The sequence below is a fragment of the Arthrobacter hankyongi genome (assembly GCF_022012395.1).
GTDB lineage: Bacteria > Actinomycetota > Actinomycetes > Actinomycetales > Micrococcaceae > Crystallibacter > Crystallibacter hankyongi.
This window is the reverse complement of the sequence record NZ_JAKLTQ010000030.1, coordinates 1-21,542: the sequence shown is the minus strand read 5'-3', so window position 1 is coordinate 21,542 and position 21,542 is coordinate 1. Positions and strand designations below refer to the sequence as shown.

Sequence of the window (21,542 nt, the reverse complement as noted above, 5' to 3'; positions counted from 1 at the left end):
TTTTTCCATCCACCGCTCAAACCGGGCGGGGGGATTAACGTGAGCGGTCGCAAAATTTCAAGCACATCGTTTTACTAAGGAGTGAAGGTAAATGACCTTTCCACACCCAGCTAAATTCCGTCTGGTAGTTGCGGGGCCGACCGAGTCAGGAGAGGCCGATTTTCTCGATGTTGACGGTCCAGCCGTCATCGATGTGCCGGACGTCGCCAACGGGGCGTTTTACTGGGCCGTCGAGGGCGGGCACAGTAAGGAGAACTTCGGCCGGCCGCCCGCCAGCGTTCAACTCGCGGGGCCGAACGGTTCGACCTTTGGGGTCAACAGTTTCCCGGCGCGTTCGGCCGGCAAAGACATCGATATCAACAAGATTGATCCCACGATGGACGTCGGGCATGACGGTGATCCAGCCATGCACGCCAGCGACACCATCGATTACGAGGTCGTGATCTCGGGCAAAGTCGATCTCGAACTCCCGGGTGGAAAGGTACGAACTCTCGTCCCGGGGGACCTGCTTGTCATGGCCGGCGTTCCCCACGCCTGGAGAAACCCGTACGACGAGGACTGCGTCTACATCGTCGTGACCGTCGGATTCAATTCGAAAGAGGAGCTGTAAGCATGGCTGTGACATCACCGGGCAAGGCACTTCGCGCGGTCTTCGAAAGCGAGAAGACGTCGATCCTTCCGTTCGCCGCGTTGCCGGTCCACGCGCAGATGGCGCAGGCTGCCGGCTATGACGCGTTCGAGGTTTCGGGCGGCATGTCGGCGTGGTGGGCCGAGGGCGCCTCCGATACCGGGTGGCTGACCTTGACGGAGGTCGTCGCCCATGCCAAGCGCGTGGCGCGCAGTGTGGACATCCCCGTCTACTGCGACGCCGACACCGGCTTCGGCCCGTCACCGCTGAATGTGCAGCGCACGGTCGCCGAGTTCATCGACGCCGGTGTCGCGGGCATCCACATCGAGGACCAGCGGGAGCCGAAGAAGTCAGGCGGGGAGACGGGCATCGAGCTCGTTTCCGACGCGGAAGCGATCGGGCGGCTGAACGCCGCCGTCGAAGCGCGGGACAAATACGACAAGGACTTCGTGATCGTCGCCCGAACCGACGGGTACGGTGCTGCCGGCGGCGGCGTCGAGGAAGCAATCCGTCGTGCCCAGCTCTACCGTGCCGAGACGGACATCGACTACATCTTCTTCGAGGGTTTCCATACCTGGGAGCAGACCGAACTCGCGCTGAAGGAGACCGCAGGCGTGAATTACGCCAACGGGATCTCCCTCATCGGGCGCCGCACGGTCGCCGAGATGACCGCGGTCGGCCAGGCGATCATGCCGACACCGTTCGCGGTGCCCGGCATCCACGAGGTGTGGCGACTGCTGACCGATATGAAGGAGTCAGGCGAGGCCACGCCGTTCGCCGAGTACCTTGACCGGATGAACGCCGAGCGCGACACCAAGTACGACGTGGGCTGGGGCGCGAAGTGGGGACTGCCGCTGATGGCGGACGTGCGCGAGCTGGAGGAGAAATTCCTTCCAGAGGAGCTGCGCCGCGACTACGAGAACAGCGTCAACGTCGGAGACAGGAACGTGTCATGAGTGAGCTGCGGTTCAACGGCCGAGTGGCGATCGTGACGGGAGCAGGCCAGGGGATGGGCCGGGAGCATGCCATCATGCTCGCTTCCCGAGGCGCGCGGGTCGTGGCCAATGACATCAACGCCGAGCGCGCCGGTGAGACGGTGACACTGATCACCGACGCCGGCGGCACCGCGGTCGTCGACAGCCACGACATTGTGGAAGAAGCCGCCCAGGTCGTGCAGACGGCCATCGAGAGCTTCGGCGGTCTCGACATCGTGATCAACAATGCCGGGATCAACCGGTTCGGCCTGTTCTGGGAGATGGACAGTGAGGTGTGGTGGCGCGTGTTCAACACGAGCTTCCGCGGCCTGGTCGAGGTGTCACGCGCCGCGATGCCACACCTGATCACCTCAGGCACCGGCCGGCTCATCAACGTGTCATCGAACGCGCTGATGGGTGCGCCGCACGACACGGCCTACAGCGCCGCGAAGGCGGCGATCTGGGGCTTCGGCAACGCCCTCATCCCCGAGGGCCGCCAGGCCGGAGTGCAAATCTCCACCATCCTGCCCGTCGCCTGGACACCAATGACTGAAGACGCCTTCCCCAACCCCGCCATCCAGAAGGTGATGCAGGAGAAGTTCCCTGCCGACGCGGTCGCCGCGTTCGCCACCTGGCTGGCGCACCAGGACACCACAGTCTACGGAGAGGCGTTCGAGATCGGCGGTGTCTCTGCAGCAAGAACGGTCATCACCGCCATGCCGCGCATCACGGTGCCCGACACGACGCCCGAAGTGTGGGCGAAGAACGCGGAGACCCTCATGCAGGAGGGTGCGCTCTCCCCGCTGCGCAGCGCGAGCGAATCCTTCCGCGAGCAGCTCGTTTTCCTCGCTCCGGAGATGGAGTCGGAGATCCCCGCCGACGCGGCGGACCTGTCGACCAAATAGGCACATACTCCAAACAAGGAAGTGACGTCACAACTGAACCCACGGACAGGGCCCGAGGTCACCGCTCTGAGTGATGCCCCGATGGTGGTCCTGCAACAGGTCCGTGCTTCCTCTGCGGTGTGGGGTGCAGAAATCGCCGGAGACCCAGGGCCGTGATCAGAGGCGCCGGTCGCAGGTTCCCACACCAACAGGAGCTTCATGCTCAACGGCGAATAGCCGCCTAACTGAATAGATCAGATCAACTCTGCGCCGCATCGCCGGCGCACAATTGGACGAAAGAGGTCCTCATGGGACGTTTGACCAACAAGGTTGCCATCATCACCGGCGCAGCAGTCGGCATGGGTGCCGAGCACGCACGCCTGTTCGTCGAGGAGGGCGCGAAGGTCGTCATCACCGACCTCAACGAGACGGACGGCGCCGTGCTCGCGAAGGAACTCGGCGAGAACGCCCTCTTCGTGAAGCATGACGTCTCCGACGCAGACTCCTGGGCGGACGTCGTGGCGGCGGCTGTCGAAAAGTTCGGCCCGGTCACGGTACTCGTGAACAACGCGGGGCTCTCTGGCCCCGAAGCGTTCACCGCGGACCTCGATCTCGAGACGTTCAACAAGGTCGTCGCGGTCGATCAGACCGGGGTGTTCCTGGGCATGCGCGCCGTGCTGCCCGGGATGGTTGAGGCAGGCGGGGGCTCGATCGTCAACATCTCGTCGGCAGCGGCGATGGCCCACCTCGCAGGCAGCCCCAGCGTGGCGTACACGGGCGCCAAGGCCGCCGTCAGGGGCATGACCAAGGCCACCGCGATCGAGTACGGACCGCACAATGTGCGCGTTAACTCGGTGCATCCGGGCGCGATCCTCACTCCGATGGCGAAGAACCTGATGGACCCCGAGACGATCGAAGCGTTTGCTCAGACACTCCCCATCCGCCGGTTCGCCGATCCACGCGAGGTGTCGTACACGGTGCTGTTCCTCGCATCCGACGAGGCCTCGTACATGACCGGCAGCGAACTGGTCGTCGACGGCGGACGCCTGGCCGAGTAAGAACGCTCACGCCTCCTTCATGAGCGCCCTGCCCTTCTGAATCAAAAGAAGGACGGGGCGCTCACCTGAAAGCAGCAGCAGCCTCGGCCCCTGAGAGCAGGTTGTAAGGATAGGATAATGAGTACGATAAACGCATCTCCTTGCGTCAGGCTTCCCTCTGACGCTGTGTCAAACATTCGCCCAGACCGCGTTGTTATCGCTGCTGTGGTCGAATGGCGGGGCAGGATTGCCCTGTTCAGAAGGAGCCGCAGCCTTGGCCATGACAGCGGCCGTTGGCACTGCATCACCGGATATGTGGAAGCCGGTGCAACACCCGAACAACAGGCCCTAGAAGAGTTGTTTGAAGAAACAGGGCTGCACGCCACAGACCTCCTGGACCTGCGGCCAGGACCGGACCTGATGGTCCCCGATAGGTCGGGAACGCTCTGGCTGGTGCACACGTTCACTGCCCTCACCTCCCAGCGGCGGCTGAGAATCGACTGGGAACACGATTCCTACCGGTGGACCGCCCCGCATAAGGCGAAGCGCTTCGCCAACCGGGTCAGCTGGCTCGACAACGTGCTCGAGGCAACCGGCCACTACCCCGCTACCCTCCGAGGACGCCAACCGAGGGCGGCCACCACGATCCCAAACCTGCCAGATCAGCGAGTGAGTCCATGAAAGCCCTGACCAACGCCAACGCACCTTCGGGTACCAGTCGACTACAGTCGGGTGCCACGGCAGGTGACCCAATCAGTGGTGCCATCAGACTGGAGGGTGTCGTTGAGCATGGTGATGCCCGCGGGCGGGAGCTCGGTTTTCCCACGGCCAACATCGCCATACCGGAAGGGGACATCCGGGACGGTGTCTGGGCCGGCACCGTCCGGCTTGGGCCGGACGGTGAAGGCAGGACCTACGCGGCCGCCGTCTCTGTCGGGCGCCGCCCGACCTACTACCGCAAAGGGACACGGCTGCTGGAAGCCCACCTGTTGGACTTCAACGGGGACCTGTACGGCCGCAGCGTTCAGGTGAGTCTGCACGAGTACATTCGCCCCCAGCGCCGCTTCCGTGGAACCGATGAACTCGCAGCACAAATCCGCGACGACGTGGCATCCGTGCGCTCCTGGGCCACCACGGCCCAGGCAGGCGCGGCCGGTACCGGCCCCAACGGGGCCGCCGCTGACGCCCTGACACCCGAAAGCGACAAGAGACTGCACCGACCAACACCGCGGAACCACCTCGAATGGAGCCTGCTAATCAACGCTTGGGTGGAAATCCGACACGACGGCCGCGTCATCAGAACCGGCTTCGTCGAAGACGCCATGCCCGACTCCACGGCACTCTGGATTGCCGCCGACGCCAACGGCCCGCGCCAAATGTTCGAAGCATCCCAAGGCCACCAAGTATGGGTCACCCCCCAGGAACTGCCCGGCGACCTCCGCTACCGCATGACAACGAAGCAGATGTACGAGGCCACCTCCGCGCCGAACGCATAGGGAACCCCAAGGTAAGACCGCGGGGAGCTTCAACCGTCGCCGATACCACTTGGAAGACCTAGCCCGGCCTCCTCAACTCCTCTGACCTGGAAACAGCGATCCATGACACACGACAATTATGAAGTCACTCTCACAGCTGCTGCCGGCACCGGCTGGAATGCCCTCCAAGAACAACTGGACACGGCACATCAAACAGTCAAATCCCTGGCCATATCCGACCGCCGGTACGGGGTTCTGATCACCCGGCATCGCTACGATGCGTATACCGTCGCCCTGAGTCCTCAAGTTCCTTATGGCATGACCTTTGAACGGGACTGCCCGGAAACTCCTCAATGAGTACCGCACTCCCGCCCACCAAGACCTGGCCGCGACCGGAATGGCGCAGCCGGAGACGGATGCCTCCGCCACAGCAGTACCGGCCTGACCTCTTGCCCGCGCTCCCCGGCGTCCGTTCCGCCGATTATTGCCGGCGGGCCATGCGTCGGATCCCGACCTCGTTCCCCTTGAGAGGTTCGGGTCCGGCGCCGGCCGAATCGTTGCTACCACCAAAGCCCTTGCCGTGTGACTGTGCGCGTGCATCCGGCCCGGGGGGACTCTGTAAATAACGGTGTATTCGGCTCGACACGCCGGGCAGTGAGCCTAGCGGGGAGGATCCGGATATGGCCACGACACTTGAGGCTGTGCCGAACAGCGAGAATCTGAAGGATCTGTCCGAGGCAGGAGCCGCCTGCGAACTCGTGCGGATGGCCAGGGAGCAGGGTCTGGCATTGGCCGGTCCTGACGGTCTGCTCAAACAACTGACCAAGACAGTCATCGAGACCGCACTCGATGAAGAGATAACCGAACACCTTGGCTACGAAAAGCATGACGCCGTGGCCAATGGCACCCGGGAACTGCCGCAACGGGACCCGGGCCAAGACGGTGCTGACCGAGACGACCGGTCCCGTGGAGATCGAGGTCCCGCGGGACCGGGACGGGTCGTTCGAGCCGGTGATCGTGAAGAAGCGTCAGCGCCGGCTGAACGGGGTCGACGAGGTCGTGCATCCGACGAGGCCTCGTACATGACCGGCAGCGAGCTGGTCGTCGACGGCGGACGCCTGGCCGAGTAAGAACGGTTCCGCCGCGTTCGCGAGTGCCGCCCAGCCCTTCTCACTCAAGAAAAAGGCTGGGCGCACTTGCGGAAGTGCCTCTGACAATTCAGTCGTCGGTCAGGATAAACAATGCGGAGGGCCGCACTTCCCTCGCCGTATACAGGCAGCATGCCAGCGCTGAAGCGCCCGAAATCTGTGCCTTTAAGCCCGGCCATGTCGTTAGTGACACCGGTCTCCGACATCCCGGCGCAAAATCTGCCAGCGCAATAATGCCCTGTGTTTCAGGCATGAAGCAGCGTCCTCTCCTTTCGCCATTGGACGATATAGACAATCTCTAAAGGCCGAGTTGTTCTGAACTTGCCATGCTCCAGGGCGGTTCTGGTCATATTCTACGAATTTTCCATCCGGGAGCCGGAACGAGGGCGGCTTTCAATCCCGGACCAGGAGTCATCTGCATTCACCACCCAGCCTGGCTTGTTCGAGAAGTCCTCGCGCGGCCCGGCGAAGATGTCGAACAGCGGGTTCACGTTGGGCCAGAGGGCTGCTGTCGTGTGCACAGGGGGGCGGGATGATGGCGAGGGAGACGGCGCCGGCCTCGAGGTGTTCGTCCTGGCGCCACGACCACCAGTCGTTAAGCCAGGGGTCCTGATGTGGGGGACGAGCACGCCCTATTCGGCGTAGCACCAACTGCTCGAAGTCGTCCTACTGGTGACGCGAACGAATCCAATATTAGAAGTGCAAGCCAGCAGCATCCGACAATTCGATATCTTGAAGCCTTCTGCTTGAATCGGGAGGGTGAATTCAAGTGGTGCCTGCAACTATTTGTTGGATTCGAGGCTGGCTCCGCGCAGACTTGGTCAAGCTCGGTTGACGCGATAGCGGCAAGGGCCCGGCCGGGCTAGGAACGCCTCACCGGCCGGGCCCATGCGTCACATGACGACCGGATCCTGGTGAGCAGGTCGGGGTGTGGGCGCGCTGGAGGACCAGTCCTTATAGATCGGGTCATCCGGGAAGCGCAGGCCCCAATTGGACATTTCGGGGACGTCGGAAACGCGCCAGTCCGTGGCCATTTCCCGGACGTCGGACCAGTCCCAGACGCAGGTGCGCACCAAGACCTTCCACACTCCGTCGCGCTTCTCGCACAGATCGCGGTAACGGCCGCCATGGAACATCGTCACACCGGGATCAACCATCTTGGACACGCAGATGAAGGCGCTCTCGCGTTGGGCTCGATTACCATCGATCTCACACAGCACGTTGCTGACGTAGTGGCTGCTCGAGTACTGACGGTCCCTCCAACCATCGACGGCCTCGGCCCACCCGTGTCCGGTGCCGATATAGCCGCCGTGGTCGTCGGTCGCGTCCGGCCAGTACGTGTCCTTGATGCCTTGGATGTCCATCCGGTCTGCGGCCCTGCAGTACATCATGAGGTTGTCGTGGAGAGACTTCTCGTCCCACAGTTTTAAGAGCTGAGCTTCGGTCAGCGACATCTCTGGTCTCCTGTCATAGGAATTGGTGGCGTGGCGCGCTAGCTTCAGTGCTGGCCCGTTGAGCCCCAACTCTAGGAACATTAGCGATCTGGGCAATAGAGCAAAGTGGGCCGACACCCTTAGAAATCAGGCCATTGACATCATTGCGCACGCAGGCCACTCGAAATGGGATGCTTCCAACGAGCACGCCTCTGCTCAGGGTTGCCCGCTCTACCTAATCCCCGTCCTGGCCGCTGCGACTGTTGCGATTAGGGAACCCGGGAGGGCATTTTTGCGGGCCGGTCATATGCGAATCTCAAGAGCCCGGAAATCCGCACCTAATTAACTGTCCGGATGTGGCCGGGGAATGCTGCGGTCAAGGACCGGCAAGTGGGACAGGTCGCACGGTAATTCGCTCTTTATGCGCGGATTAGGGTCAAGACGTCCTGTTTGCTCGACTTCATGGGCCAGGTTTGGGCGCCTTAGTGGGAATAATCGCGCTGTGGTCAACCGTGCTGTGTTTCGCTCTGCCGGAGTCAGGAGGCACGGAGCCGTGCCTCGAGGTCATCGATGACGCCGCGCATAGTGGTGGCGATGCCCGTGACCTGGGGGCGGCCGATCCTGACGCTTGGCCCATTGACGGCCATGGCAGCCATCGGCCGGCCCCGGTCATCCTTGATGGCCATGGCGATGCCCGTAATCCCGGTCTCGCCGCCTCCCAGAGTAAAGGCGTAGTCCTCCCGCCACTGGAGGATGCTCTGGCGGAACTCAGCAAGCTGATCCCGTCCGAACCCGGAGTCCTCGGGCGGACCGTCCGGATAGGCCCTTTCGAAGGCCTCCGCCGACAATGCGCGAAGCAATAGCCGCCCGCTGGCCGTTCGATGGGCGGGCCAGATATTGCCCTTGCGGCTGCTGACCCTCAGGTCCTGCTTCGATTCGACACTGTCCAGGCACTGGATGTTGTTGTACTTGAGCACCATCAAGTGGGTCGTTTCACCGGTCAGTTCGGCCAGTAACTCCAGAGCACTGTGAATTGTGTCGGCTTGGTGCTCCACCGATACCCGGCCCCCGAATTGCCGCAAATACCCCGGGCTGATCTGGTACCGGCGCTGTCTCGTTTGGACCGCCATCTGCTCGTTGACCAGAGCGCTCAGGAGGCGGTGTGCCGTGGATTGGCCGACCCCTAGGGCTGCAGCGACATCCGACACCCCCACGTCCGGCTGCCGGTGGAGGAGCCAGAGAACCTGCAGGACGCTCTCGGACGAGGTGCGCCGGCCTTCTGAATTCGACATAGAGGAATTTAATCACACAAGGGATTCTATAAAAAGGAATCTGTGACTAGCCTCACTGCAACGGAACCATCAAGGAGACTCATGAATACCAACCCATTGGACCGCGGCTCAATCGAACAGAACCTGCTGCAGGCCGACACCGCGGCTCTGCTCCTGGCCCTCGTTGAGGACACCGGCGACGACGTGCTGCTGGAGGAGTACCGCCCATACATCAGCAACCCCTTGACGCTCTCCGAGGACTTCTCGGAGGAGGCCCGGCAGCGGATTGCACGGTTGGTTGCCGAGCGCTTCGTTGGGGGCGGTCTCCGGGGTGAATCGATCACCTCGGCCCCGGACCGCTTTCGCCGCCTCAGCGAGGAGGCGGCACAGCGCCACGTCGAAGAGCGCGAACTGGATCTGTTCCGCAAGGAGATGGGGCTTCTGGAGGACGCCTTCGTCGACTGGGCCGGGGAGCGCCCCGCCCAAACCGACCAGTACCGAGTCATCATCGTCGGTGCCGGCCTGTCCGGGATCGCCACCGCCATTCATCTAAAGCGGATGGGCATCAACTTCACCATTTTTGACCGCTACGACGGCGCCGGTGGTACGTGGCTGGTCAACACGTACCCGGGGTGCGCGGTGGACATCCTGAGCCACTACTTCTCATATTCGTTCCGCCGGAAGAATGACTGGACGTCGTATTACAGCCCCCAGCCGGAGGTCCTGCAGTACCTGCGTGAGGTCGTCGCGGAGTTTGGATTGGAAGAGCACATCCGCTTCGGCACCACGGTGAAGTCCGCGAAGTTCGACGAGGGCACCCAGCGCTGGATGGTGCACGTCGAGGACCGCGGGGGGGGAGCGGCTCGAAGAGGCCGAGTTCTTCGTGTCCGCAGTGGGCGCCCTGAGCGCCCCCAGCATCCCCGACCTGCCCGGCATGGACCGGTTCCGGGGGCAGGTCGTCCACTCGGCGGCCTGGGACCCGGCTATCGATGTCACCGGTAAGCGGGTGGCCCTCGTCGGCAACGGCGCCAGTGCCAACCAGATTGGTCCCAACATCATTGACCGCGTCGAGCATCTGACCGTGATGACCCGCAGCCCCCAGTGGGTCACCAAGGCGCCGAAGTACGGTGAACATCTCTCCGCCGGGGAAATCTGGACCTTGGAGAATATCGAGCCCTATGCGCGCTGGTTCCGGCTGCGGTCCATGCTGGCGATGAACGAGGCAATGCGGCCCAACGCCACCCTGGATCCGGAGTACGTGGCCCGCGGGATGGTCAACGCCGGTAATGAGGCCCTCAAGGAGCGGCTCACCGAGTTCATGCGACAGGAGCTGGGCCACCGCCAGGATCTTCTGCCCCTCCTTGTCCCGGACTTCCCGCCGGGCATGAAGCGGATGCTGCGGGACAACGGTTGGTGCCGCATGTTCCAACGGGACAACGTCGAGTTGGTTGCCTCCCGTGCAGCTGCCATGGACGAGACCGGGGTCCTGGACGACCACGGCAATCATGCCGCCGTCGATCTGGTCATTTTCGCCACCGGATTCAAAGTCGCCCGCATGGTGGGGTCACTGTCCATCGAGGGATCCCACGGCTCGCTGCGGGACGCGTGGGGAGAGGACGACCCCCGGGCCTACCTGGGGATTTCCGTCCCGGGATTCCCGAACATGTTCATCCTGTACGGACCGAACACCAATATCGGCGTGGGCGGCAGTATCTTCTTCCAGGCCGAGGCCCAGAGCCAGCACATCGCCCGGATCATCCGCGACGCGATCCAGGCCGATGCCACCCGGGTCGAGGTCCGCGAGGAGGTCTACCGCCGGTACAACGAGGACCTGGACGCCGCCCTCAGCACCATGATCTGGGCCCTGCCCACCGGATCCACCTGGTACCGGAACTCCAAGGGCCGGGTGGTTGCGAACATGCCTTGGACGTCACAGGACTACTGGGACATGAACCGGACGGCCGACCTCAGCCACTACAACACCACTCGGCGGGGCTCCATCCGGGACCATGCCGACGACTCCCGTAAGGCCATGGCCGATGCCTAGCACTGCGCTCCGATCCGAACCCGCCACGCTCGCGGTGGAGCGGACCGATCCCGTCTGCGGGGCAACAACCGATGTGGTGGTCTTCCTGCACGGTTTGGGCGGAAACGGCATGGTCCACTACCTGCTCCAACAGCAGGTGAAGGACCGGTTCACTACGGTGAGCGTGGACTTCTCCGGCCTGGGCCGGAGTGCCGCACGGGCCGTGCCTTCCTTCGGCCAGTGGATCGACGATGCGCGGAAGGCCATTCCTGCCGAGGCGGTGCGGCTGCTGGTGGTCGGACATTCCATGGGCAGCCTGGTAGCCCGCCATCTGGCCGCCGAAGATCCACGGGTCAGGGGGCTGGTGCTCTACGGTCCGGTGCTGGCACCGGACGAGTCGACGCGGGGCATTTTCCTGGACCGGGCAGGCGATGCCCTGGCCGAAGGCATGGTCCATGTCGCAGACCGGTTCGGCCTCGGCGGGATCAGCCAGGAAACCCGCCTCAGGTCCTCGCTGCCAGCCCTGATCGTGAGGAACTTCCTGATGTCCCAGATCCCCGAACGCTACGCCGAGGCATCCAAGGCGATGTCCGAGGCCTGGGAGCCGTCCAATCCGCCGTTATCCCTGGCTACCGCCACGGTTGTGCACGGACTGGACGATCCCATCTCGACGCCGGCTGTCGCCCAGCAGGTCGTCTCAGCAATGGCCGGCGGGAACGTCCGTGTCATCGGGCTCCCCGCAACAGGCCACTGGCCCACCATCGAGCAGCCGCAACCGTCCATCGACGCCCTTGAGGAAACCCTCGCTGCAACATTTGTCGACGCATCAACCCACGAAGGATAGTGATTTACCTATGAAGTCCGATCAGCCCCTGCACGGCAAAGTCGCCGTCGTCACCGGTGCCGCACGCGGCCTTGGCCTGGGCTACGCCCGCCGGCTGGCAGACCGCGGTGCGAACATCGCGATCTGCGATCTGAATCTCGAGTCCGCTCATGAGTACCAGGCTGAGGCCGACAACCTCGTGGACGGCAGCCTGGAGGCCACGCTGGCATCGTACGGCGTTGAGTACCTCTTGCAACAGGTCGACGTTACCGACCCTTCCGCCCTCCAGAAGTTCGCAAACAGCGTCCAGGAACGGTGGGGGCGGGCCGACGTCCTGATCTGCAACGCCGGCGGCGGCGGCGACTTCAGCCGGAACCTGCCCACCGACCTGGACCTGGACGGCGTGCAGAGCACCTTCGAACGCAACCTGTTCTCCGTCTTCAATACCGTCAAGGCCTTCGGGCCGATGATGCAGCAGCGGCAGTCGGGGAAGATCATCACGGTCTCCTCCTTCACCGGTATGACCGTTCTGGGCGACGGACACGGCTCCGACTACGCGACGGCGAAATCTGCGGTCAGCTTCTACACCCGGTATCTGGCGCAGGAGCTCGGTCCTCACGGCGTCACCGCCAATGCGATCGCTCCCGGGTTCATTGCTACCGGCCAGTTCTCCGAGCGTCTGGGGGCCGCGGATCCCGAGCGGCTCGAGACGTGGCGCAGCATGGCCGCACTGCGCCGCCTGGGCACCCCGGAGGACGTCATCAACGTCGTCGACTTCCTCGCCGGCCCCGGTTCCGACTTCATCACCGGCCAGACCATCTGTGTTGACGGCGGCATCGTGCGCGGGGCCAGCTGAGTCCCTCAGCGGTTCGCGCGCTTCCAGCAGAAGACCCTCTGAACAGAAGTGATACCTATGAAACCACTCCACCTCCGGCGGGCCCGCCTGATGGCAGTCCTCTTCACGCTGGGCCTGGCCGCCACTGGTTGCGGCATCGGTGCAACAGCCGCCGAAGTCGACCCGCCCGGGCCCGAGTACGACCATTGCAGGACGGTCCACAAGGTCACCTACCAGGTCTACGACGGCAACATCATCAACATGCAGGCGATCGTCGCAGATAAGCAGGGCTTCTTCGCCCGGCAGTGCCTGCTGGCGGAGCCCTCGCGCTTCAACAACACGCCTTCGTCCATTTCGGGGACGGTCTCTGGAGACGTGAATTTCATTAACAGCGGCACGGACAACATCCCGCCGTTCCGCAAGCGGGGCATCGACGTGAAGTTCATCGCCAACAACCTCACCCGCCCCTACTACTCACTGGTGGTGGCCCACGACAAGGTCGGTGCCAACCTGAAGGAAACCCTGCGGAACCTCCATGTGGTCGGAGTCACGACCATTGGCGGATCCAATGAGTTCCACGGCCGGGAGTTCATCTCCGGCCTGGGCGGGGACCCGAAGGCGGTGACCTGGATCGGCATGGGAGCCCCCGCATCCATGCTGGCCGGCCTGGAAAACGGGACCGTCGACGCCGTGGTCTACTTCGGCACGACCCAGGACGTCGCCGTCGCCAGCGGGTACGGCGTTATGGTCTCCGACCCCCGCCGGCCGGCGGGACCCGGCAATCCCGTGCCTCCCATCTTCAAGGGGACCGGCAAGGCTTCAATGATGTGGGCCGCCCAGGAGTCCTTCATTAATAAGAACCCCGAGGCGACACGGCAATTCGTGGCGGCCCTCGGTGCAGCCTCGGACTGGATCGCGTCCAAGGCCAACCGGGACGAGCTCTACCGGAGCATGCGCGGGGAGATCACCATCCCCGACAAAGTCCCCAACGCCGAGAAGGTCTTCAGGGACTCCATCGACACCTACGCGGACATGATCGATGCGGATATCGACATGGATGCCCTGCAGAAATACATCGAGTTCACCAAGAAGAGCCGCTCGCTCGACCTCACCGAGAACGCGGACGACATGGTGTGGAAGGAAACCCCATGAGCAGCCCGTCCATGAGCGCCCCGGAACGCCTCGGCCCACCCCGCGGGGCACGGATCGAAGTCTCAGACGTCTACCAGTACTTCGCCTCTCCCGGCAAGGAGCCGGTCCTTGCGGTGGACACGACCTCCCTGGTCATCGAACCCGGCGAATTCGTCTGTTTCGTTGGCCCCTCCGGGTGCGGCAAAACCACCGTCCTGAACCAGATCGCCGGCCTGGTCAAGCCCACCGGCGGAACGGTCACGCTGGATGGCAAGACCGCCAAGGAAGGGCGCCCCGACGTCGGATACCTCCTGGCCCGGGACGGCCTGCTGCCGTGGCGGACGGCCTTGGGCAACGTCATGCTCCCCATGGAACTGAGGGGGACACCCCGTGCCGAGGCGGAACACCGTGCCGCCGGGATGCTGGAGACCGTGGGCCTGGGAAAGTTCCTGCACTCCTATCCCAGCCAGCTCTCCCACGGCATGCGGCAGCGCACCGCCCTGTCCCGGACCTTGGTGGTGGAACCGACCACCATCCTGATGGACGAACCGTTCTCCGCGCTGGACGCCGAGACCCGGCTTCGGCTCCAAGGGGTCTTCCTGAAGCTGTGGGAGCACCATCGCAGCTCCGTCTGCTTCGTCACACACGACCTGTCCGAGGCCATCGTCATGGCTGACCGCATCCTCGTCTTCGGGGCACGCCCGGGCAAGATCATTGCCGACTACCGGATCAACCTGGAACGGCCCCGCAATGTGCTGGAGCTGCAGGAGAACGACCAATACCACCACTACTTCCAGGAAATCTGGAGCGTCCTCCGGAAGGAGCTGGCAGCAGCATGAGCACCCCCACCGCAACCCCGGCCGAGCCGATGTCCACACCTCGTCCCGCACCCAGCGCCCCGCCTCCGGGAGAATTGAAGACCAAGCGGAAGCACGCGCATTTCCGCTGGTCCGTTCCCCTCGGCTGGCTGGTCTTCGGCCTGCTGCTCATCGGTATCTGGGAAATCTGCGCTACTACCGGGGTGGTGAACCCGGTGTACTTCGGGCAGCCGAGCCTGATCGTCCAGAGCCTGTTCCAGAACCTGTTCGGCGAGCTGCTCTACGTCCACACGGTGGCCACCTTCACCGGCGTCATCCTCGGCTGGCTGCTGGCCTCCGCACTGGGGATCGCCGCGGCACTGGCGCTAAGCGCCTCGCCCTACCTGCTAAAGGTCATCGAGCCCTACTTCACCATGGCCAACAGCCTGCCCCGCGTCGCCCTGGCGCCGCTGTTCCTGCTGTGGTTCGGCCTTGGCGTCGAGGCGAAGGTCGCCCTGGCCTTCAGCCTGGCGTTCTTCGTTGTGTTCTCCAATACCCTCGCCGGCGTGCAGAGCGCCGAGAGCGAACGCCGGCTGCTCGCCAGGGTCCTGGGTGCCTCAAAGATCCAAACGTTCCGCAAGTTCGTCCTGCCGGGTGCCGTCCCTGGCATCTTCACCGGACTGGAACTCGGCTTCATTTTCGGCATGCTGGCAGCGGTGGCCGGGGAGATGCTGGCCGGTCGGGCCGGGCTTGGCGTCCAGTTGCAGTTCTATGCCAACTCCTTCCGAATGAACGACTACTTCGCCACCCTCATCATCCTGGTGACCGGCACCATGCTCTTTTCCTGGCTGCTACGGACCATCCGGCGCCGTCTGCTCCGCTGGCAGGAAGCCGCCGAAACCGAGTAATGAGCTTCGGGCTCCCGCTCGAAGGCGCGGGAGCCCGGTCTCCGGACCCCAGGGAAGTGCTGAAAATGACAACAACCGACAAGGTCGTCTTCGTCGGACTCGGCGTGATGGGGACCCCCATCGCCGGGATGATCCACCGCAACCACCGCCTGGTCGCCGTCGACCTGTCACCGGTGGCCAGGAAAGCGGCCGCCGGGCGCGGCCTGTCCACCAGCGAATCACTTGAGGAGGCCCTCCCCGGGGCATCCCACGTGTGCCTCATGCTTCCAACGGTGCAGGCCAGCAACGCGGTGGTCGGAACGCTGCTGGAACACGTGCAGCTGCCCCTGACCGTCATCGAACTCGGAACCGTCGGCCCCGAGGCCAGCCAGGCCAATGCCTGCCGACTGGAGCAAGCGGGCCACCAAATGGTGGATGCCCCCGTCATCGGCGGAGGACAGGCAGCCGCCGAAGAGGGACGCCTGACCACCCTTATCGGCGGCCACCCGGACGCGGTGGAACACGCCGGCCCCATCCTCCGCAGCATGAGCCGGCGGCAGATCCACCTGGGCTCCGCAGGCGCCGGGCAGACGATGAAGCTGATCCACAACTCCCTGCTCGCCAGCATTGCGGCAGCGACGGCCGAAGCGTTGGCGGCCTGCACCCGCCTTGGCGTGAACCAGCAGGGGGCGTTCGACATCCTGTCCTCGTCTTCCACCAATTCGTTCGTACTGGACTGGCTGTTCTCCGGTGCCATCAACGGGGACTACAGCAGCGGAGCCAAGGTCTCGATCCTGGCCAAGGACCTTGAATTGGCCGGTTCCCTGTGGAGCAACGACGACGGCGCCGCGCAGGTGAACCAGGCCGCAACCAGACAGTTCCTGGATTGCCTGTCCGCCGGCCTGGGCCAGGAGGACATCGGCATCATCCTGCCGCACCTCGAAGGCGGTCTCGCCCGCCCTGCCCGGACCGAAGCCCTGGGCATGCGGAGCGGTACTTCATGAAACCGATGAGCCGGATGATGGCCCCGGTGGCACTGCCAACAGCCGCCGGCCCGGGACCGGTCATGCGCAACCGCACCATCCTTCCGCCAATGTGCCAATACTCGGTGGACGCCTGCGACGGCGTTCCCCGCAACTGGCAGTTGGTGCACCTTGGGGCGAGGGCGGCCGGTGGCTTCGGCCTGGTCATGGCCGAAGCCACCGCCGTGGCCGCCGAGGGGCGCATCTCGGATCGGGACACGGGCTTATGGAACGATGCCCAGCGCGACGCATGGAAACCGATCGTGCAGTTCATCCAGGCAGAGGGCGCTCTGGCCGGTATCCAGATCGCCCATGCCGGCGGTAAGGCGTCGACGTATGCCTGGCATGAGTCGGAAGCCGATGCCGGCCTCGTCGGAACGATTCCCTTGGACCAGGGGGGATGGCAGACACTCGGCCCCTCAGACACCGATGCGCTGGGACTGGTCCCGCCCCGGGAGATGTCGCTTGAGCAGATCGATACGTCCATCCAGTCCTGGGTCCACGCAACCCGCCGCGCACACGAAGCAGGCTTTGACGTGCTGCAGATCCATGCGGCGCACGGCTACCTGATCCACGAATTCCTGTCTCCGCTGACCAACCACCGGAGCGACCGCTACGGGGGACCTTTCGAGAATCGCGTCCGGTACGCAATTGAAGTGATCCGCGCTGTTCGGACGGAGTGGCCTGAAGGCAAACCGCTCGGGATCCGCCTCTCCGGGGAGGACTGGAACGGTGATGCCGGCTGGCAACTGGCGGATACGATCCGGTTTGCGCAAGAGGCCCACTGCCTTGGCGTCACCCTGTTCGACATCTCGAGCGCCGGTATTGGGCGGTATCAGGGGCCCTTCGGGCCCGGTTACCAGGTCCCGCTGGCAGCAGCAGTCAAGGAAGCGCTACGGGACACCAACGCCTTTGTCACCGCCGTGGGTATGGTCACGGAGGCCGCCCAGGCGGAACAGATCCTGGTAACTGGGCAGGCAGATGGTGTGAACATCGGACGTGCTGCCCTCTGCCAGCCCAACTGGCCCGTGGCCGCTGCGGTGACTCTGGGTGAACCGGACAGGATGCTGCCGCAGGCACGCCAATACTGGCAGGCCAACTGGCAGGGCCGCCCTAAACGCGGCGCGAACACGCTGACCCAGGACTGAAGCTCCGGTACCGAGCACCATCGCATTGCCTGTGCCCCCGGCGGCGGATGGCGGACAACAGCTGAACTATTCCAAGCAATTCATCAATTACGGCCCCAATAGATATTGGGACAACCGGACCAATCATCATGAGAGAACGGCCTACCGTGAACACCTACGCCAGCATCAATCCCGCGACCGGGGAACATATCGCCGAGTTCCCCACCCTGACCGACGCCGAGGTCCAGGACGTCCTGGCACACTCCGCGGCGGCCTACTCGTCCTGGAAGCAGACGCCCGTACGCGAGAGGGCCTCCGTTCTCCAACGGGCCGCCGACCTCCACCGCGAACGCACGGAGGAACTTGCCGCCATCCTGACACTGGAAATGGGCAAGCCCATTTCAGAGGCCAGGGCAGAGGTGGCCCTCGTCGCGGCGATCTACGAGTACTACGCCCAAAACGGGGAGCAATTCCTCGAGGACGAGAAACTCGACTTCAAAGGCGAGGGCGAGGCGATCGTGCGCACCGAGCCGATCGGTCCGGTCGTGGGCATCATGCCGTGGAACTTCCCCTACTACCAGGTCGCCCGGTTTGCCGCGCCCAACCTCGTGCTGGGAAACACCGTCATCGTCAAGCACGCCCGGAACTGCCCGCAGGCGGCGCTGGCCATCCAGTCAGTCCTGCACGACGCCGGACTTCCCCGCGACGCGTACCTCAACGCCTTCGCCACCAGCGGCCAGGTCGCTGACATGATTGCCGACCGCCGCACCCAGGGCGTCTCGCTGACCGGCTCGGAGAAGGCCGGCGCTGCGGTCGCCGAAGTGGCCGGCCGCAACCTGAAAAAGTACGTGCTGGAACTCGGCGGTGCCGATCCCTTCATCGTCCTGTCCGACGCCGACCTGGACAAGGCGGTAACCGACGCCGTGCGGGGCCGCATGTACAACGGCGGCCAGGCCTGCACCGCCTCCAAGCGCTTCATCGTCGTGGACGATGTCTACGACGAATTCACCCGGCGCTTCCTGCAGGCAATGGCCGGGCAGAAGCCCGGTGATCCGACCGACCCGGCCACCACGTTCGGACCGTTGGCCTCCCGCGCCTCCGTCGAGGAACTGCAGGAGCTGGTCGACGATGCGGTCTCGCAGGGAGCGGCGGCAACGACGGGTGGGAACGTGCCCGGCGGCAGGGGTGCCTTCTTCCCCGCCACCGTCCTGACCGGCGTCAAGCCCGGCATGCGTGCCTATACGGAGGAACTCTTCGGACCCGTCGCCGTCGTCTACCCGGCGACATCGACACAGGAAGCCATCGAGCTGGCGAACGACTCGCCCTTCGGGCTGGCAAGCTCGATCTACACCGCTGACGTCGACCGGGCCCGTGAACTCGCAAAGCAGATCGAGGCCGGCATGGTCTGGATCAACAGCATCAGCCGCAGCGCACCCGACCTGCCGTTCGGCGGGATCAAGCGCTCCGGCGTCGGCCGGGAACTGGCACGGTTCGGACTGGGCGAGTTCGCCAACAAGAAACTGGTCCGCATCCCCGGCATCTAATGCACACCGAGCGAAGGATTGTGAGCGATGAAGTGGTTTAGAATTCAGCATCGATTCCCGGGCCGCTTCATTGTTATTTCCTGGCCTCGCTTACGGACGCTGATGTTATTGCCCGGACCAGACATCAGCACGGTTTGGTCTGCCCACAGCCGTCACACGCAACGAACGGCGAGCCAACAACCCCATTTTAGCCGCCGATAACCGTGATTCCGTCAGCCTGCGGGGCCAGGCTGCGCTGTTTGGGGAACTGAACGCCTTCGCGGGCTGACGGGTTGGGTCAACGCGGCTTGTAGACGTCGGAGCGGTGCTCGATGCGGTGAACATACAAGGTGCGTTCTTCAACATCGAGGGTGAACAGCACCCGGTAGTCGCCGCGGCGGGCGGTGCGCAGGCCCAGCAGTTCGTTGGTCAAAGGCTTGCTGAGCCGGTAGGGATTGGCGGCAAGAACTCCGGTGACGAACTCGACGATTGCGGCGGCAGCCTTCTCCGGCAGGCGCCGGAATCCCTTCAGTGCGGGGCTGGTGACTTCAACTCTCCAGGGTCCTTTGTCTTCGGACTGTGCTTCATTCACCGGGACGGCAGACCGAATTCACGACGAAGGTCGTCGCCGCTGACCGTGTTGCCGGTGGCAATATCACGCCTGGCCTGTTCCAGATCTTCCCGGATGCCCGGTTGTGAGAGCCAGTGAATGGTTTCCTGCAGCGATTCCAGGTCATCAGCGGACATCAGCACCGCGGACGGGTGGCCGTGCCGGGTGATCTGGATAATCTCATGGGTCTTGTCTGCTTCCTCGACCAACGCCGAAAGCTTGTCCTTGGCCTCACTGAGCGGTACTGTCCTCATGGCTCAACTTTAGCCTGAATTTCGGCTAGTCTCTAGCCAGATATTTGGCCGATAACGGACGATATGTCCGGTCCCGGACACGGTCTTCGCATTGGGTGTCCCGCGTTGATGTCCCTCAAGCCCCGGCTTTGAGACAGCGGGCATGCGTCGCCGGCAGGGACGGGGAGGCAGGGGATAGCCAGTCCGGCCGGGTTCTGGGGCACTCGGAGGTGACCGCAGCCAATCGCATATAAGCGTGAGAGCAGCAGTGCTTCGCCCTAGCCTCCGCTGCCGCACAGGGCCACGGCGGCCTTGCCGCTGCCGAGGCGGAGCAGTTCGTGGACGGCGGACACCACGACTCGTGCGCCGGAGGCGCCGATGGGATGCCCAAGGGCGACCGCCCCGCCTTGGATGTTGGTCCGGTCCAGCCCGATGCCCGGTTCGGCTGCCGAGTGCAGGGCCACCGAGGCGAAAGCCTCGTTGATCTCGATGAAATCCAGGTCCCGCACCGTCCAACCGGCCCGGTCCAGGGCCTTGCGGATGGCCCGGGCCGGCTGGACGGGCAGGGACGTGTCGGGCCCGGCAATCTGTCCGGCGGCCCCGACCGTAGCCAGAACGTCCAGGCCGCGGGCCTCGGCGCGGCCCCGGGTGGTCAGCACGACGGCGGCCGCCCCGTCGGTCAGCGGGGAGGCGTTGCCGGCGGTGACGATTCCGGCCGGGGCGAAGGCCGGCTTCAGCCCGGCCAGCACCAGGCCCATCGACTCATGGTCGAAGGCATCGGTTAGGCCGTCGTGCGCGGCCGAATCGACCAGCGTTGCATTGCCGTACGGCGTGCCGGAGCGGGAGCCAGGCAGCAGGTGCGGGACGTTGCCCATGGACTCCTGGCCGCCGGCGACCACGACCTGGGCCTCGCCCAGGCGCAGCAGCCGGCTGGCCTCGATGACCGCGGCCAGCCCCGAGAGGCAGATCTTTGTTGACGGTGGCGGCGTGGGCGGTCAGCGGAATGCCGGCGGTCGATGTGCTGAGCCTCCACCATCCCTGGTGGTCCTGCCGGGGCCGGCGGAACCGGCTGTGCCGATAGCGCCGATTTCAGGTGCCGGTTTCCCAGGTGAGGCCGTAGGGGACCTGGTCGCTGAGCTCGACGCAGAACCGTCCCGGTGCTGTCCTGGTGACCAGGATGCCGCAGCTGCGGTCCTGCCGGGCCAGGTGCCGGAGTTCCTCGACCACGAGGTCCAGCAGCATATCGGCCTGGTCAGCCGCGGAGGTCGGAATTTTCCCGCCGGCCGGTGGTATGGACGTCAATGGTATGGACATGAGACCTGTTCTTTCTGGCGGTGGTTGTGCCGGCTGCGCTCCGGCCTTGAGGGAAGCCTGCGGGGCCGGTTTTGGACGGAGGGGAAGTCCGGCCTGCCCGGCATGCCCCAAGGGGGGGTAACCGCAGAGGCCCGGTAACATGGCCCTGCGGCAGCCGGATCGATCCCACCTCCGGGTGGAATTCCGGCGGGGGAGCGGTGCGAAGTGCCGCGGCGGGGGACCGGCTGATACGGCAGCGGCGAACGGATGCGCGAAGCACCGGCAGCCGGCAAAGGCCGGTGCCGTCCGTGGCGAAGGCATCCGTCTCCGGCAGCGCCGTCCGGGCGCCGCCAGGTCTGTCGAGTATGGCAGGGCGGGTATTGCT

Annotated in this window: 23 protein-coding genes and 2 pseudogenes; 18 read left to right on the top strand and 7 right to left on the bottom strand. The window is 64.4% G+C overall.

Annotation, left to right across the window (positions count from 1 at the left end; genetic code table 11):
- Positions 1–91 precede the first annotated feature (91 nt).
- From LVY72_RS22855 to LVY72_RS22820, 8 genes and pseudogenes are all read left to right on the top strand, one after another.
- Entirely contained in the window at positions 92–610 is a 519-nt protein-coding gene (locus LVY72_RS22855; protein ID WP_237827048.1) for a cupin domain-containing protein, read from the top strand.
- A gap of 2 nt (positions 611–612) precedes the next feature.
- Positions 613–1,584, top strand: coding sequence for an isocitrate lyase/PEP mutase family protein (locus tag LVY72_RS22850; RefSeq protein WP_237827045.1), 972 nt, complete (start codon positions 613–615; stop codon positions 1,582–1,584).
- The gene (locus tag LVY72_RS22845) at positions 1,581–2,507 is read left to right on the top strand and encodes an SDR family NAD(P)-dependent oxidoreductase (protein ID WP_237827042.1); all 927 of its coding nucleotides are present in this window, start codon (positions 1,581–1,583) and stop codon (positions 2,505–2,507) included. The genes LVY72_RS22850 and LVY72_RS22845 overlap by 4 nt, the downstream gene beginning before the upstream one ends.
- 287 nt (positions 2,508–2,794) lie before the next feature.
- Positions 2,795–3,544: an SDR family NAD(P)-dependent oxidoreductase gene (locus tag LVY72_RS22840; protein WP_237827040.1), complete on the top strand. Its 750-nt coding sequence runs from the start codon at positions 2,795–2,797 to the stop codon at positions 3,542–3,544.
- 117 nt (positions 3,545–3,661) lie between these two features.
- Positions 3,662–4,204, top strand: coding sequence for an NUDIX domain-containing protein (locus LVY72_RS22835; protein ID WP_237827038.1), 543 nt, complete (start codon positions 3,662–3,664; stop codon positions 4,202–4,204).
- Positions 4,201–5,019, top strand: a complete 819-nt coding sequence (locus LVY72_RS22830; RefSeq protein ID WP_237827036.1) for a riboflavin kinase — start codon at positions 4,201–4,203, stop codon at positions 5,017–5,019. Before LVY72_RS22835 ends, LVY72_RS22830 begins: the two co-directional genes overlap by 4 nt.
- A gap of 102 nt (positions 5,020–5,121) precedes the next feature.
- Positions 5,122–5,355 carry a hypothetical protein gene (locus LVY72_RS22825; RefSeq protein ID WP_237827034.1) on the top strand — a complete coding sequence of 78 codons (234 nt, stop codon included), beginning with the start codon at positions 5,122–5,124 and terminating at the stop codon, positions 5,353–5,355.
- A gap of 323 nt (positions 5,356–5,678) precedes the next feature.
- Positions 5,679–6,060: pseudogene (locus tag LVY72_RS22820) on the top strand (transposase); the annotation flags it as partial.
- A 439-nt stretch (positions 6,061–6,499) separates the two neighbouring features.
- On the opposite strand, the gene LVY72_RS22815 reads toward LVY72_RS22820, so the two are convergent.
- The 3 genes from LVY72_RS22815 to LVY72_RS22805 all read right to left on the bottom strand — a co-directional run bounded on the left by LVY72_RS22815 (position 6,500) and on the right by LVY72_RS22805 (position 8,871).
- Entirely contained in the window at positions 6,500–6,667 is a 168-nt protein-coding gene (locus LVY72_RS22815) for a hypothetical protein (protein ID WP_237827031.1), read from the bottom strand.
- A gap of 372 nt (positions 6,668–7,039) precedes the next feature.
- A complete protein-coding gene (locus tag LVY72_RS22810) occupies positions 7,040–7,600 on the bottom strand; it encodes a nuclear transport factor 2 family protein (protein ID WP_237827029.1) in 561 nt (186 codons plus the stop codon).
- A gap of 515 nt (positions 7,601–8,115) precedes the next feature.
- Positions 8,116–8,871: an IclR family transcriptional regulator gene (locus LVY72_RS22805; RefSeq protein ID WP_237827027.1), complete on the bottom strand. Its 756-nt coding sequence runs from the start codon at positions 8,869–8,871 to the stop codon at positions 8,116–8,118.
- Between the two features lie 81 nt (positions 8,872–8,952).
- Here LVY72_RS22805 and LVY72_RS22800 point away from each other — a divergent pair, with 81 nt between their 5' ends.
- From LVY72_RS22800 to LVY72_RS22755, 10 genes are all read left to right on the top strand, one after another.
- Positions 8,953–9,852: an FAD-dependent oxidoreductase gene (locus LVY72_RS22800; protein WP_237827025.1), complete on the top strand. Its 900-nt coding sequence runs from the start codon at positions 8,953–8,955 to the stop codon at positions 9,850–9,852.
- A complete protein-coding gene (locus tag LVY72_RS22795; RefSeq protein ID WP_237827023.1) occupies positions 9,734–10,897 on the top strand; it encodes a flavin-containing monooxygenase in 1,164 nt (387 codons plus the stop codon). Before LVY72_RS22800 ends, LVY72_RS22795 begins: the two co-directional genes overlap by 119 nt.
- Positions 10,890–11,720 carry an alpha/beta fold hydrolase gene (locus LVY72_RS22790; protein ID WP_237827021.1) on the top strand — a complete coding sequence of 277 codons (831 nt, stop codon included), beginning with the start codon at positions 10,890–10,892 and terminating at the stop codon, positions 11,718–11,720. Before LVY72_RS22795 ends, LVY72_RS22790 begins: the two co-directional genes overlap by 8 nt.
- A 10-nt stretch (positions 11,721–11,730) precedes the next feature.
- Positions 11,731–12,555, top strand: coding sequence for an SDR family NAD(P)-dependent oxidoreductase (locus tag LVY72_RS22785; protein ID WP_237827019.1), 825 nt, complete (start codon positions 11,731–11,733; stop codon positions 12,553–12,555).
- Positions 12,556–12,612: 57 nt separating this feature from the next.
- Positions 12,613–13,686, top strand: a complete 1,074-nt coding sequence (locus LVY72_RS22780) for an ABC transporter substrate-binding protein (RefSeq protein WP_237827016.1) — start codon at positions 12,613–12,615, stop codon at positions 13,684–13,686.
- Positions 13,683–14,504: an ABC transporter ATP-binding protein gene (locus LVY72_RS22775; protein WP_237827014.1), complete on the top strand. Its 822-nt coding sequence runs from the start codon at positions 13,683–13,685 to the stop codon at positions 14,502–14,504. Before LVY72_RS22780 ends, LVY72_RS22775 begins: the two co-directional genes overlap by 4 nt.
- Positions 14,501–15,370: an ABC transporter permease gene (locus LVY72_RS22770; RefSeq protein WP_237827011.1), complete on the top strand. Its 870-nt coding sequence runs from the start codon at positions 14,501–14,503 to the stop codon at positions 15,368–15,370. The genes LVY72_RS22775 and LVY72_RS22770 overlap by 4 nt, the downstream gene beginning before the upstream one ends.
- A gap of 65 nt (positions 15,371–15,435) precedes the next feature.
- Positions 15,436–16,353, top strand: coding sequence for an NAD(P)-dependent oxidoreductase (locus tag LVY72_RS22765; RefSeq protein ID WP_237827008.1), 918 nt, complete (start codon positions 15,436–15,438; stop codon positions 16,351–16,353).
- A complete protein-coding gene (locus LVY72_RS22760; RefSeq protein ID WP_308190865.1) occupies positions 16,350–17,519 on the top strand; it encodes an NADH:flavin oxidoreductase/NADH oxidase in 1,170 nt (389 codons plus the stop codon). The genes LVY72_RS22765 and LVY72_RS22760 overlap by 4 nt, the downstream gene beginning before the upstream one ends.
- A 128-nt stretch (positions 17,520–17,647) precedes the next feature.
- Positions 17,648–19,042, top strand: coding sequence for an NAD-dependent succinate-semialdehyde dehydrogenase (locus tag LVY72_RS22755; RefSeq protein ID WP_237827005.1), 1,395 nt, complete (start codon positions 17,648–17,650; stop codon positions 19,040–19,042).
- A 277-nt stretch (positions 19,043–19,319) separates the two neighbouring features.
- On the opposite strand, the gene LVY72_RS22750 is transcribed toward LVY72_RS22755, so the two are convergent.
- The 4 genes and pseudogenes from LVY72_RS22750 to LVY72_RS22735 all read right to left on the bottom strand — a co-directional run bounded on the left by LVY72_RS22750 (position 19,320) and on the right by LVY72_RS22735 (position 21,178).
- On the bottom strand, positions 19,320–19,613 hold the full coding sequence (locus tag LVY72_RS22750) for a type II toxin-antitoxin system RelE family toxin (protein ID WP_237827002.1): 294 nt from the start codon (positions 19,611–19,613) through the stop codon (positions 19,320–19,322).
- On the bottom strand, positions 19,610–19,885 hold the full coding sequence (locus LVY72_RS22745; RefSeq protein ID WP_237826999.1) for a type II toxin-antitoxin system Phd/YefM family antitoxin: 276 nt from the start codon (positions 19,883–19,885) through the stop codon (positions 19,610–19,612). Before LVY72_RS22745 ends, LVY72_RS22750 begins: the two co-directional genes overlap by 4 nt.
- Before the next feature lie 257 nt (positions 19,886–20,142).
- Positions 20,143–20,893: pseudogene (locus LVY72_RS22740) on the bottom strand (thiolase family protein); the annotation flags it as partial.
- 60 nt (positions 20,894–20,953) lie between these two features.
- Positions 20,954–21,178 carry a hypothetical protein gene (locus LVY72_RS22735; RefSeq protein ID WP_237826996.1) on the bottom strand — a complete coding sequence of 75 codons (225 nt, stop codon included), beginning with the start codon at positions 21,176–21,178 and terminating at the stop codon, positions 20,954–20,956.
- Between the last annotated feature and the right edge of the window lie 364 nt (positions 21,179–21,542).